Origin of the sequence: Streptomyces vilmorinianum (assembly GCF_005517195.1) — a bacterium.
GTDB lineage: Bacteria > Actinomycetota > Actinomycetes > Streptomycetales > Streptomycetaceae > Streptomyces > Streptomyces vilmorinianum.
On sequence record NZ_CP040244.1, the window covers coordinates 1,384,662 to 1,396,957 of the forward strand.

The window sequence follows — 12,296 nt, forward strand, 5'->3', positions numbered from 1 at the left end:
GAGAGCCTCCCGCGCATACCTGACAACGTCTGTCAGGTATGGAAACTACTTCTGCTCGGCCTTCGAGGCCTTCGCGAAGCGGTCCTTGACCAGCGCGATCGCAAGCACCAGCGCCGCGACGAGGAGCGAGAGCACGACCTGCTCACGCGCGCTGCCGCCGTCGTAGACCATGTAGCCGAGGACGAAGACGATCATCGCGATGGTCGCCCAGGTCAGATACGGGAAGAGCCACATCTTCACGACCAGCTTCTCGGGCGTCTCGCGCTGGATGATCCCGCGCATCCGCAGCTGGGTCAGACAGATGACCAGCCAGACGAAGAGCGCGACCGCGCCGGAGGAGTTCAGCAGGAAGGCGAAGACGTCGTCCGGCCGCCAGTAGTTGAAGAAGACGGCGACGAAGCCGAAGACCACGGAGGCGAGGATCGCCGCCGTCGGCACGCCCCGCGCGTTGGTACGGGCGAACGCCTTCGGCGCGTCGCCGCGCTGCCCGAGCGAGAAGGCCATGCGGGAGGCGGTGTAGAGACCCGAGTTCAGGCAGGAGAGGACGGCCGTCAGAACGATCACGTTCATGACCTGGCCGGCGTGCGGGATGCCGATGGAGTCGAGGGCGGCGACGTACGAGCCCTTCTCGACGATCGACTTGTCGTTCCACGGCAGCAGGGTCAGGACGACGAAGATCGAGCCCAGGTAGAAGACGCCGATCCGCCAGATCACGCTGTTGGTGGCCTTGGTGACGGCGCGCTGCGGGTCCTCGGACTCGCCGGCGGCGAGGGTGACGATCTCGCTGCCCATGAAGGAGAAGACGACCATCAGCACACCGGTGAGGATCGCGCCCGCGCCCATCGGGAAGAAGCCCCCGGCGTCGGTGAGGTGGGCGAAGCCCGCGCCCGGGTTGTCCGAGCCGGGCAGCAGGCCGAAGACGGCGAGGAAGCCGACGACGACGAAGGCGGCGATCGCGACGACCTTGATGCCGGCGAACCAGAACTCGAACTCTCCGTACGAGGAGACGGAGGCGAGGTTGGTCGCGGTCAGCACGACCATCACGATGAGGGCCCAGCCCCACTGCGGCACGGCCGGGATCCAGCTCTCCAGGATCACCGCGCCGGCGGTCGCCTCGACGGCGAGCACGACGACCCAGAAGAACCAGTACAGCCAGCCGATGGTGAATCCGGCCCAGCGGCCGAGCGCCTGGTCGGCGTAGGCGGAGAAGGAGCCGGACGACGGCCGGGCGGCGGCCATCTCGCCGAGCATCCGCATCACGAAGACGACCATCGCGCCGACGAGCGCGTAGGAGAGGAGGATCGCGGGACCGGCCGCGGCGATGCCGGAGCTGGAGCCGACGAACAGTCCGGCGCCGATGACGCCGCCGATGGCGATCATCGAGAGATGGCGGTTCTTCAGGCCGGCCTTGAGCCCGTCGGAGGACTGCGAATTACCGGGGTCGCCGGTCGTTCCGCCTTCCTTCGTGAGGGTCGGCTGCGTATTCATGAACGCTTCCTTAGGTCAGGGGTGCACTCGGGTCGCGAGCCCGTGCATTGAACCCTGTGACCCGGGTAGATCGGAAGCGTCGATTCCAGATCGTTGCAAGAGGGGCGAAAGGCCCGGATCGGAACAGGCTCGGAACAGGCTCGGAACTGGCCCGGAACAGGTGACGGGCACGACCCCGCTGACCGCTGCCCGGGCCCCCGCGTGCCACACTCGGAACCATGCGCGTGTACCTCGGCTCCGACCATGCCGGCTTCGAACTCAAGAACCACCTCGTCGAGTGGCTGACGGCCCATGGCCACGAGCCCGTCGACTGCGGTCCCCACATCTACGACGCCCTGGACGACTACCCGCCGTTCTGCCTGCGTGCCGCCGAGAAGACGGCCGCGGACCCGGACAGCCTGGGCATCGTCATCGGCGGCTCCGGCAACGGCGAGCAGATCGCCGCCAACAAGGTGAAGGGGGTGCGCGCGGCCCTCGCGTGGAGCGTGCAGACCGCCGCCCTCGGCCGCGAGCACAACAACGCCAACGTCGTCGCCATCGGCGGCCGCATGCACACCCAGGACGAGGCCACCACCTTCGTCGAGGTCTTCCTCAAGACCCCGTACTCCGGTGACGAGCGCCACACCCGCCGCATCGACATGCTCTCCGCGTACGAGACGACCGGCGAGCTCCCCCCGATCCCGGCCCACCACCCGCAGCAGGGCTGACCGCCCGTCCCCCGTGCCGCCGGCTCACCCCGGCGGCACGGCCATGCCGTCGAGGAGAACAGCAGTGCCCGAGGGGCATACGATCCACCGCCTCGCCGAGGACCACCTGGAGCGCTTCGCCGGACGGCCCGTGCGCGCGAGCAGCCCGCAGGGAAAGTTCTCCGACAGCGCGGCGCTCCTCGACGGCCTGGTCCTGGACGGCGTCGACGCCCATGGAAAGCACCTCTTCCTCGGCTTCGAGGACACCGGCTGGGTCCACATCCACCTCGGCCTCTTCGGCAAGCTCGGTTTCGGTACGGCTCCGGCGCCGCCGCCCACCGACACCGTCCGGCTGCGCCTCGTCAACGACGACCACTACGCCGACCTGCGCGGCCCGACCACCTGCGCGCTGATCACCGAGCCCGAGAAGCGGGCGATACACGACCGCCTCGGCCCGGACCCGCTCCGCGGCGGCGACGACCCCGACAAGGCGTGGCGCCGGATCTCGAAGTCCCGCACGACGATCGCGGCCCTGCTCATGGACCAGAAGGTCATCGCGGGCGTCGGGAACGTCTACCGGGCGGAGGTGCTTTTCCGTCACGGCATCGACCCGTACCGCGCGGGCAAGGATCTGACGCGGCGGGAGTGGACCGCGATCTGGACGGACCTCGTGGACCTGATGCGTGAGGGCGTCCGCCACAACCGCATCGACACGGTCCGCCCCGAGCACACCCCCGAGGCGATGGGCCGCCCGCCGCGCGTCGACGACCACGGCGGCGAGGTCTACGTCTACCGCAGGGCCCTGCGGCCCTGCCACATCTGCGGCGCCGAGATCCGCACCGCCGACCTCGCCACCCGCAACCTCTTCTGGTGCCCGACCTGCCAGCAGGCCTGAGACCAACCCTTCCGCACGGGACGGCGCCCTGGCGGGCGCCTCAAACGCCTAGAACCCGTGCGGCAACCACGGCGCCACGGGTGACCCGAACGCCACGGACGCCTCCACCAGCGCGCCCCGCCGAAGCTCCCGCACCCGCCCCGCCGCGGCCAGCGAGACCAGCGAGGTCGCGCCCAGGTACGCCGCGCCCAACTCCCGTACGGACAACGCGACATCCGCCGCGTCCTCCGTCCGTACGCACGCCGCCCCCTTCGCGTCCCCCGTCAGCCGCCAACGCCCCTCGTTCCACGGGCAGAACGCGTCCGCGACCTCGAACACCACATCCACCGGCGCCTGGTACGTCCGCGCCTCCAGCGCCGCGCCCACGTCCACCACCCGCAGATGCATCGCGTCCCGCTGCGTCGGCGTGCACCGCCGTACATCCGTCACCAGGTGCTGCCACGCGTCGTCCACCGGCCGGCTGTGGATCTGGACCGACGAGGTCAGGTCGATCGAGCAGAGGAACCGCCACAGCGCCGCCTCCGCCGCCGGGTCCAGCGCCTCCAGGTCCTTCAGCAGCACACTGCCGTCGACCCCCGCGGGCGACCAGTTCGGCTTGATCGCGTACAGCGCGTACCCGACGACCTCCCCGTCCCGCTCCGCCAGCACACACTGCCGCGGCGAGGCTCCGCCCCGCTCGCTCTCCGGGTCCAGCCGCGGCAGCTGCTCCCACTTCGGCTGCCGGGCGGTCATCCCCGGCCGGGCCGGGACCCGCCGCGCGTACACCGCCTCGCACTCCGCCGCCGCCTTCGCAGGATCGGCCTGCCGCAGCACCACCTCGTCGGTGCCCTCCGGCACCGTGAGCCGCACCCGGTACGTGTCGATCGTCGCCCGGGTCGTGAACGTGGCGATGCCGTAGCCGAACCGTCCGTAGATCTCGGGCTCCGAGGCGGTCAGAACGGCCAGCGGCTCGCCCCACGCCCGTACGTCGTCGAGCTGACGCCGCATCATCGAGGTGAGGATCCCGCGCCGCCGGTGCGTCGCGGCCACACTCACCATCGTGACGCCCGCCGCCGGAACGATCGCCCCACCCGGCACGGAGAGCCGGAACGAGAACGCCCCCGCCGTACCGACGCAGCGCTCCCCGTCCCAGACCCCGATGAACCGGTCGAACTCGGTCAGCTCCCGCCAGAGCTTCCGTTCCTGCGGCGACTCCGGAACGCCTCCGAACGAGAGTTCCAGCGTCCCGTACCACTCGTCCCAGTCGGCCGGATCGAGTACCCGCAGCTCAGTCGTCATATGCCATCGATATCAGCGCACGCCGGACCGACGCGACCCGATTTCGCGCGCAATGTCTGAGGGGTCCCCCCTGCACGAGGGCCGACCGGGTGGATAGGGTCCAGGCCAATGAGAAATCGCGTGGGTGTCGACTCGTACACGGCCCGGATGCGCAAGAGCGCGCACCGGGCCCGCATCGCGCTGCGCAAGTCGGGTGTCGACTACTTCCGCGGCGAGGGTTCCGACTGGCTCGCCTTCGCCGGTCTCCTGCTCACCATCCCGGCGATCACCTGGGGCACGCTCGCCAACCCGGTGTGGTGCGCGCCCGCCGCGCTCGTCCTGCCGATCGTCGCCGGGGGACTGCTGCTGCGTCCCGCGAGCCTGCTCGGCCTGTACGCCGCGGCCGCCGGCGCCCTGATCGTCGAGTCGGTCGTGCTCGGCCCGTACACCCAGGGCCCGGCCCGGGTCACGCCGGGAACGGTCCTGGTCGTCGCGGCCTGCGGACTGTTCGGGCTGCTCATCGCCCAGTTCCGGGCCCGGGTCGGCGTGCCCTGGCGGCGCGGCGGCACCATGCTCTTCGACCTGCGCGAACGCATCCGGGCGCAGAGCGCCCTGCCCCGGCTGCCCCAGGGCTGGCACCGCGAGATGGCGCTGCGCCCGGCCGGCGGCCAGTCCTTCTCCGGCGACTTCGTCGTCGCGTCCCGTACGAACGGCGGACGGACGCTGGAGGTCCTGCTCACGGACGTGTCCGGCAAGGGCATGGACGCCGGATCGCGCGCCCTGCTCCTCTCCGGGGCCTTCGGCGGGCTGCTCGGCTCTCTGCCACCGCACGGCTTCCTGTCGGCCGCCAACGGCTATCTGCTGCGCCAGGACTGGGACGAGGGCTTCGCCACCTCCATCCACCTGGTCCTGGACCTGGAGTCCGGGGACTACGAACTGCTGTCGGCCGGCCACCTGCCCGCGCTCCAGCTCCACGCGGGCAGCGGACGCTGGGAGGAGAAGACAGGCGAGGGCCCGCTCCTCGGCGTCTACGACGGCGCCGAGTTCCACCCGGTCAAGGGCTCCCTGCGGCCCGGAGACGTCCTGATGCTCTTCACCGACGGTCTGGTGGAGTCCGCCGACCGGGACATCGCCGAGGGCATCGACCGCCTGACGGGCGAGGCCGACCGCTACGTCTCCTCGGGCTTCGAGGGCGCGGCCTGGCACCTCATCGAGGCCTGCGCCAAGGACGTCAACGACGACCGGGCCCTCCTTCTCATCAGCCGGAAGGCGTGACGCCATGACGCACCTCACGCTCGCCCAGGTCGAAGCCCTCGCCGTCGCGGCCCACGAGGGCCAGACCGACAAGGCGGGACGCCCGTACGCCGAGCATCTGCGGGCGGTGGCCGAGGGGGTACGGGCGCGGGGCGGGAGCGAGGAGCAGATCGCCGCCGCCTGGCTGCACGACTCCGTCGAGGACGACGCGCTCTCCGCCGAGTGGCTGGAATCCGCCGAGCTCCCGCGCGTGGTCAAGGACATGGTCCTGGCGCTCACCAAGCGCCCGGGGGAGTCGCCGGAGTCGTACACGGGACGCGTTCTCGCCGTCCCGGGCGCCCTCCTGGTCAAGGAGGCCGACCTCGCCCACAACGCGGACCCGGCCCGTCTCGCGGTCCTCGACGAGCCGACGAGGACCCGCCTGACCACCAAGTACGCCACCGTACGAAGGCTGCTCGGGCTCAGCACCGACTGACCCCCGCCCGAAACGATCAAGACGAAATCTCGCGCGTTGGCCTGTTTCCTATGTCGACGATTCGTCACCCGGGCTTGGTGGGCAAGAAGTTGATGGCACGATGGATGCAGCGGGGGTGTTCTGTGACGTGCGCTCCCGGGCGGCAAGGTGGGACCGACCGAGGGTGTGATCAGTTGTGGCCATTTCGCTATCTGTGGTGCTGCTGTTGGCGATCATCCTGGTGGTGCTGATCCGCGGCGGAAACCTCAAGGCCGGCCCGGCCGTCGTCGCGGTGCTCTTCGGCTTCTTCCTTGCCTCCACGGGCATGGCCGACGACATCCAGCGCTTCCTGGATTCGATAACGCAGACGGTCGGCTCCATCAAGTTCTGAGCCCGGCGCCCGCTCAGGCGCCCGCTCAGGCCGTCTTCGGGGAGGACCGCTTCGCCCTGGCGCTCCGCGCGGGCTTGGCGGGCGCGCTCTTCCGGCTCCGCGCGGGCTTCGCCGTGCTCGATGCCGCCTGGGCCGGCGCCTTCGGGGGCTGTGCCGTCGGCCAGGTGAACTCGATCTCCAGCTCGATCTCCCCGTCCCCGACCTCGAACTCCACCTCGCTGCGGAGATCGTCGGGGATCCGCAGGCTCAGCGTCCCGGAGCCGAGTTCCAGTTCCGCCTCCCCGCCCTGCCGCAGCGCGTCGGCGAGCGCCACGAGCTGATCGGCCGCCTCCAGACGTGACAGCGAGCGCTTCTGCTCGAACTTCAGGTCCTTCACGGCTGCCTCCGATGCGGCGGAAAGAGCTGCGGCGGAAAGAGTGGACAGCGCCCATTCTGCTGCCATCCACCGGAACCGGCACGCCGACGAAACGGCTCAGGGCCAGCCCGGAGGGTGAACCTCCGACCTGGCCCTGAGCCATATGGAGCGGGCGACGGGAATCGAACCCGCGTAGCTAGTTTGGAAGACTAGGGCTCTACCATTGAGCTACGCCCGCAAAGGTCGCGCCGCAGGTCACGAGGGCCGCGGCACGGACAGCATCGTAGCGGGTCCCGGGCGGTCCCCGCACGCCCCTTGAACAGGGGGCGTCGCACTGTCTCCGTGCATGTACCCTACGTGTCGCACCGACGGGGTGTGGCGCAGCTTGGTAGCGCGTCCGCTTTGGGAGCGGAAGGCCGTGGGTTCAAATCCCGCCACCCCGACCATCAGCGTCATCGGGCGCGAACAAGATCACGTTGTGGGGGGCATCCCGCTTGCGGTTACTATGCAAGCTGCGTGCCCGTGTGTCTCTCTGACCGGGCCGATCGGCCGGAACCGCCACCAAGCGGCATCGGCAGAATCCAAGAATCAGCCACCAAGGAGACCGAACCGTGAAGAGCGCCGTGGAGACCCTGAACCCGACCCGGGTTCGGCTCACTGTCGAGGTGCCCTTCGAGGAGCTCAAGGACAGCCTCGACGCGGCGTACAAGAAGATCAACCAGCAGGTCACGGTCAAGGGCTTCCGTAAGGGCAAGATCCCGGCTCGTGTGATCGACCAGCGGTTCGGCCGTGGTGCGGTGCTGGAGGAGGCCGTCAACGACGCCCTTCCGAAGTTCTACACCGAGGCCGTCAACGAGGCCGAGGTCAACCCGCTGGGTCAGCCCGAGGTCGACATCACCGAGCTGAAGGACGGCGAGCTGCTGGCCTTCACCGCCGAGGTCGACATCCGCCCGACGATCGAGATCCCGGACTACTCCGGCATCGAGGTCACCGTCGACGCGGTCGAGGTCACCGACGAGGACGTCGAGAAGTCCGTGGAGCAGCTGCGCGAGCGCTTCGCCTCCACGAACCCGGTCGAGCGCGCCGCCGCCGAGGGTGACGTCGTCACCATCGACCTCGAGGCCAAGGTCGACGGCGAGGTCCTCCCCGACGGTGTCGCCCAGGGCGTCTCGTACACCATCGGTTCCGGTGAGCTCCTCGACGGCATCGACGAGGCCGTCACCGGCCTGGAGGCCGGCGGCGAGGCCACCTTCACCTCGCAGCTGAAGGGCGGCTCGGCCGAGGGCAAGGACGCCGAGGTCACCGTCAAGGTCACCGCCGTCGCCGCCCGTGAGCTCCCCGAGCTGGACGACGACTTCGCGCAGCTCGCGTCGGAGTTCGACACCCTCGACGAGCTCAAGGCCGACAGCCGCAAGCGCCTCGAGAACATGAAGCAGTTCGACCAGGCCACCCAGGCTCAGGAGCGCGTCCTCGACGAGCTGCTGAAGCTGGCGGAGGTCCCGATCCCCGAGAAGCTCCTCGAGGACGAGATCAACACCCGCAAGCACAACCTGGAGCACCACCAGCTCGGCCAGATGGGCCTGACCCTCGAGAAGTACCTGGAGATCCAGGGCAAGACCGAGGAAGAGTTCCTGGCGGAGACCAAGGAGCAGGCCGAGAAGGGCATCAAGACGCAGTTCATCCTCGATGAGCTCGTCAACAAGGAGAAGCTCAACGTCAGCCAGGAGGAGCTCACCGAGCACCTCATGCGCCGCGCCGCCTCCTCCGGCATGAGCCCCGACCAGTTCGCCCAGGCCGTCGTCGAGGGTGGCCAGGTGCCGATGCTCGTCGGCGAGGTCGCCCGCGGCAAGGCCCTCGCGGTCGTCGTCGAGGCCGCCAAGGTCGTCGACACCAACGGTGAGACCGTCGACCTCGAGGACGACGAGGACGAGGCCGAGGCCGCCGCCGAGACGGTCGAGGCCGTCACCGGCGAGGCCGAGGTCGCCGAGGAGAAGTAAGAGGCCCCAGGCCTCGCGCTGAACCGGTCCACGGGCCCGGACGCACTGCGGTGCGCCCGGGCCCGTGAACGTATGCGCTGTACCCCGCCGCGGGATCTCCAACTACCTTGCGCTCCCAGCGAACAGTTCGGGAAGCGGGATGGCGTTGTCCTACCTGCGCGTTAGGGTCCATGAATACGAGGGCAGGGTCGTACCCCGTCCCCAGTACGAGAGACGCTGAGACGGCCGGAGCCGTCAGAGACGAGCAGGTGGATACGTGACGAATCTGATGCCTTACGCCGCGGGTGAGCCGTCCATCGGTGGTGGCCTCGGCGACCATGTCTACAACCGGCTGCTCGGCGAGCGCATCATCTTCCTCGGCCAGCAGGTCGACGACGAGATCGCGAACAAGATCACCGCGCAGATGCTTCTCCTTGCCGCGGACCCGGACAAGGACATCTTCCTCTACATCAACAGCCCCGGTGGCTCGGTGACGGCCGGCATGGCCATCTACGACACCATGCAGTACATCCCGAACGACGTGGTCACCATCGGTATGGGCATGGCGGCCTCGATGGGCCAGTTCCTGCTCACCGGCGGCTCCGCCGGCAAGCGCTTCGCGCTGCCGAACACCGACATCCTGATGCACCAGGGCTCCGCCGGCATCGGCGGCACCGCCTCGGACATCAAGATCCAGGCCGAGTACCTCCTTCGCACGAAGAAGCGCATGGCCGAGATCACGGCGCACCACTCCGGCCAGACCGTCGAGACGATCATCCGCGACGGCGACCGCGATCGCTGGTTCACCGCGGAGGAGGCCAAGGACTACGGCCTCATCGACGAGATCATCTCTGCCGCTTCGGGCGTTCCGGGCGGCGGCGGCACGGGCGCCTGAGCCCCGGCAGTCCGCTGAAGAGCCCCAGCCCCCCGAACGCCACCAGGACGGTGAACACCCAGATGCAGAACAACCTCTCCCCGAGCGGCCTCTACACCGGCGCGCCGATGGACAACCGCTACGTCGTCCCGCGCTTCGTCGAGCGCACCTCCCAGGGCATCCGCGAGTACGACCCGTACGCGAAGCTCTTCGAGGAGCGCGTGATCTTCCTCGGCGTGCAGATCGACGACGCCTCCGCCAACGACGTCATGGCCCAGCTGCTGTGCCTGGAGTCGATGGACCCGGACCGAGACATCTCGATCTACATCAACAGCCCCGGTGGCTCCTTCACCGCGCTGACCGCCATCTACGACACGATGCAGTTCGTGAAGCCGGACATCCAGACGGTCTGCATGGGCCAGGCGGCCTCCGCCGCGGCCGTGCTGCTCGCCGCCGGTACGCCCGGCAAGCGGATGGCCCTGCCGAACGCCCGCGTGCTGATCCACCAGCCCTCCGGCGGCACCGGCCGTGAGCAGCTCTCCGACCTGGAGATCGCGGCCAACGAGATCCTGCGCATGCGGACCCAGCTGGAGGAGATGCTGGCCAAGCACTCCTCGACGCCGATCGAGAAGATCCGCGACGACATCGAGCGCGACAAGATCCTGACGGCCGAGGACGCCCTGGCGTACGGCCTGGTCGACCAGATCGTCTCGACCCGCAAGAGCACGGCCGCCGCGGCAGCCTGACGCTCGACCTTCCCCTGGCACGGTCCGCGTGGCCGAATCACGACCATGTGAACCGTGCCAAGGGGGGCCCGAACGGGGGGCCCGGCAAGGTACCGTCGAATATGAGGCACCAGGAGTCGCTGAACCAAGCGCTCCCAGGCGAAGGGGAAGCACCTCGTGGCACGCATCGGTGATGGCGGCGACCTGCTCAAGTGCTCGTTCTGCGGAAAGAGCCAGAAGCAGGTGAAGAAGCTCATCGCAGGACCCGGTGTGTACATCTGCGATGAGTGCATCGACCTCTGCAACGAGATCATCGAGGAAGAACTCGCCGAGACGAGCGAGGTGCGGTGGGAGGAACTGCCCAAGCCGCGCGAGATCTACGAGTTCCTCGAGGGGTACGTCGTCGGGCAGGAGCCCGCGAAGAAGGCCCTCTCGGTCGCGGTGTACAACCACTACAAGCGGGTCCAGGCCGGCGAGAACGGCGGCGGAGCGGGCCGTGACGACGCCATCGAACTGGCGAAGTCCAACATCCTGCTCCTCGGCCCGACCGGGTCCGGCAAGACGCTTCTCGCGCAGACGCTGGCCCGGATGCTCAACGTCCCGTTCGCCATCGCCGACGCGACGGCGCTGACGGAGGCCGGCTATGTCGGCGAGGACGTCGAGAACATCCTGCTCAAGCTGATCCAGGCGGCCGACTACGACGTCAAGAAGGCCGAGACCGGGATCATCTACATCGACGAGATCGACAAGGTCGCCCGGAAGAGCGAAAACCCGTCGATCACGCGTGACGTGAGCGGTGAGGGCGTCCAGCAGGCGCTCCTCAAGATCCTGGAGGGCACCACCGCCTCCGTACCGCCGCAGGGCGGCCGGAAGCACCCGCACCAGGAGTTCATCCAGATCGACACGACGAACGTGCTCTTCATCGTGGGCGGCGCCTTCGCCGGCCTGGAGAAGATCATCGAGTCGCGTGCGGGCGCCAAGGGCATCGGCTTCGGGGCGACGATCCGCTCCAAGCGCGAGATCGAGGCGAGCGACCAGTTCCAGGAGGTCATGCCCGAGGACCTGGTGAAGTTCGGGATGATCCCGGAGTTCATCGGCCGTCTCCCGGTCATCACCTCGGTCCACAACCTCGACCGCGAGGCCCTGCTCAAGATCCTCGTCGAGCCGCGCAACGCGCTGGTCAAGCAGTACCAGCGCCTCTTCGAACTCGACGGCGTGGAGCTGGACTTCGACCGCCCGGCCCTGGAGGCCATCGCCGACCAGGCGATCCTGCGTGGCACGGGCGCGCGTGGCCTGCGGGCCATCATGGAAGAGGTCCTGATGTCGGTGATGTACGAGGTCCCGTCCCGCAAGGACGTGGCCCGCGTGGTCATCACCGCGGACGTGGTCCACAACAACGTGAACCCGACGCTGGTGCCGCGGATCGTGAAGAACGACGGACGGCACGAGAAGAGCGCGTAGCGCGGTACTCAACGAGGAAGGCGCCCGGTCGATCCGACTGGGCGCCTTCGCTGTTTCGGTCACATGTTTGAAGCGTATGAGCCAAGTAGTCCGTGCTCCTTGGTGATCACGAGCGCCACGTGATCTTGTTGATTTCCGCAGGTATGACCACCCTGCGGGATTGAAAAGGGGAGAAACGATATGAAGATCAGGCGCATGGTGACGGCGCTGTGCATCACCGCCGCTGCGGGAGTCGTTCCGCTCGCCACGGCGACGACAGCGCAGGCCGACCAGGTGAGCTGCGCGAACTATGTCGCGAGCAAGGGATACACCGTCGGGCCGAAGGTGCGGGCCGCGTGTGATCACAGGGCGTGGCGGACGTGGGCGGGCACGGTGCCGAACCCTGCCTGCATCAGCGGGCTTGGGACGATCGGGGTTGCTGGGGGCGTCGCGCAGACCGCCTGTCTTCGGGCTTGATGTCGAGGACGACAGGGGCCCTGC

At 68.8% G+C, this 12,296-nt stretch carries 13 protein-coding genes and 2 tRNA genes; 11 read left to right on the top strand and 4 right to left on the bottom strand.

The features are described from left to right. Positions 1 to 45: 45 nt before the first annotated feature. Complete coding sequence (locus FDM97_RS06515) at positions 46 to 1,488, bottom strand: amino acid permease (protein WP_137989305.1); 1,443 nt, start codon at positions 1,486 to 1,488, stop codon at positions 46 to 48. A gap of 218 nt (positions 1,489 to 1,706) precedes the next feature. On the opposite strand from FDM97_RS06515, the gene FDM97_RS06520 reads away from it, so the two are divergent. Together FDM97_RS06520 and FDM97_RS06525 are read left to right on the top strand one after the other, a co-directional pair. After that, positions 1,707 to 2,195 carry a ribose-5-phosphate isomerase gene (locus tag FDM97_RS06520; protein WP_137989306.1) on the top strand — a complete coding sequence of 163 codons (489 nt, stop codon included), beginning with the start codon at positions 1,707 to 1,709 and terminating at the stop codon, positions 2,193 to 2,195. Positions 2,196 to 2,259: 64 nt separating this feature from the next. Then, positions 2,260 to 3,069 carry an Fpg/Nei family DNA glycosylase gene (locus tag FDM97_RS06525; RefSeq protein ID WP_137989307.1) on the top strand — a complete coding sequence of 270 codons (810 nt, stop codon included), beginning with the start codon at positions 2,260 to 2,262 and terminating at the stop codon, positions 3,067 to 3,069. 48 nt (positions 3,070 to 3,117) lie between these two features. Here FDM97_RS06525 and FDM97_RS06530 read toward each other — a convergent pair whose 3' ends face one another. Continuing rightward, on the bottom strand, positions 3,118 to 4,347 hold the full coding sequence (locus FDM97_RS06530) for a GNAT family N-acetyltransferase (protein WP_137989308.1): 1,230 nt from the start codon (positions 4,345 to 4,347) through the stop codon (positions 3,118 to 3,120). Between the two features lie 108 nt (positions 4,348 to 4,455). Between FDM97_RS06530 and FDM97_RS06535 the strand changes: the two genes are divergently transcribed. From FDM97_RS06535 to FDM97_RS06545, 3 genes are all read left to right on the top strand, one after another. Continuing rightward, positions 4,456 to 5,601 carry a PP2C family protein-serine/threonine phosphatase gene (locus FDM97_RS06535; RefSeq protein ID WP_137989309.1) on the top strand — a complete coding sequence of 382 codons (1,146 nt, stop codon included), beginning with the start codon at positions 4,456 to 4,458 and terminating at the stop codon, positions 5,599 to 5,601. Between the two features lie 4 nt (positions 5,602 to 5,605). Beyond that, positions 5,606 to 6,055, top strand: coding sequence for an HD domain-containing protein (locus FDM97_RS06540; protein WP_137989310.1), 450 nt, complete (start codon positions 5,606 to 5,608; stop codon positions 6,053 to 6,055). A gap of 175 nt (positions 6,056 to 6,230) precedes the next feature. Continuing rightward, positions 6,231 to 6,425, top strand: coding sequence for a hypothetical protein (locus tag FDM97_RS06545; RefSeq protein WP_046905580.1), 195 nt, complete (start codon positions 6,231 to 6,233; stop codon positions 6,423 to 6,425). Between the two features lie 25 nt (positions 6,426 to 6,450). On the opposite strand, the gene FDM97_RS06550 is transcribed toward FDM97_RS06545, so the two are convergent. Beyond that, positions 6,451 to 6,801, bottom strand: coding sequence for an amphi-Trp domain-containing protein (locus FDM97_RS06550; RefSeq protein ID WP_137989311.1), 351 nt, complete (start codon positions 6,799 to 6,801; stop codon positions 6,451 to 6,453). A 143-nt stretch (positions 6,802 to 6,944) separates the two neighbouring features. After that, positions 6,945 to 7,018, bottom strand: a tRNA-Gly gene (locus FDM97_RS06555). A gap of 131 nt (positions 7,019 to 7,149) precedes the next feature. Between FDM97_RS06555 and FDM97_RS06560 the strand changes: the two genes are divergently transcribed. From FDM97_RS06560 to FDM97_RS06585, 6 genes are all read left to right on the top strand, one after another. Then, positions 7,150 to 7,226, top strand: a tRNA-Pro gene (locus FDM97_RS06560). 165 nt (positions 7,227 to 7,391) lie between these two features. Continuing rightward, positions 7,392 to 8,777, top strand: coding sequence for a trigger factor (gene tig / locus FDM97_RS06565; RefSeq protein WP_137989312.1), 1,386 nt, complete (start codon positions 7,392 to 7,394; stop codon positions 8,775 to 8,777). Positions 8,778 to 9,045: 268 nt separating this feature from the next. Next, positions 9,046 to 9,651 carry an ATP-dependent Clp protease proteolytic subunit gene (locus tag FDM97_RS06570; RefSeq protein WP_137994694.1) on the top strand — a complete coding sequence of 202 codons (606 nt, stop codon included), beginning with the start codon at positions 9,046 to 9,048 and terminating at the stop codon, positions 9,649 to 9,651. A 62-nt stretch (positions 9,652 to 9,713) separates the two neighbouring features. Next, on the top strand, positions 9,714 to 10,376 hold the full coding sequence (locus FDM97_RS06575) for an ATP-dependent Clp protease proteolytic subunit (RefSeq protein ID WP_137994695.1): 663 nt from the start codon (positions 9,714 to 9,716) through the stop codon (positions 10,374 to 10,376). A 156-nt stretch (positions 10,377 to 10,532) separates the two neighbouring features. Continuing rightward, a complete protein-coding gene (clpX, locus tag FDM97_RS06580; protein ID WP_137989313.1) occupies positions 10,533 to 11,816 on the top strand; it encodes an ATP-dependent Clp protease ATP-binding subunit ClpX in 1,284 nt (427 codons plus the stop codon). Between the two features lie 180 nt (positions 11,817 to 11,996). After that, the gene (locus FDM97_RS06585) at positions 11,997 to 12,272 is read left to right on the top strand and encodes a hypothetical protein (protein WP_137989314.1); all 276 of its coding nucleotides are present in this window, start codon (positions 11,997 to 11,999) and stop codon (positions 12,270 to 12,272) included. Positions 12,273 to 12,296: the final 24 nt, after the last annotated feature.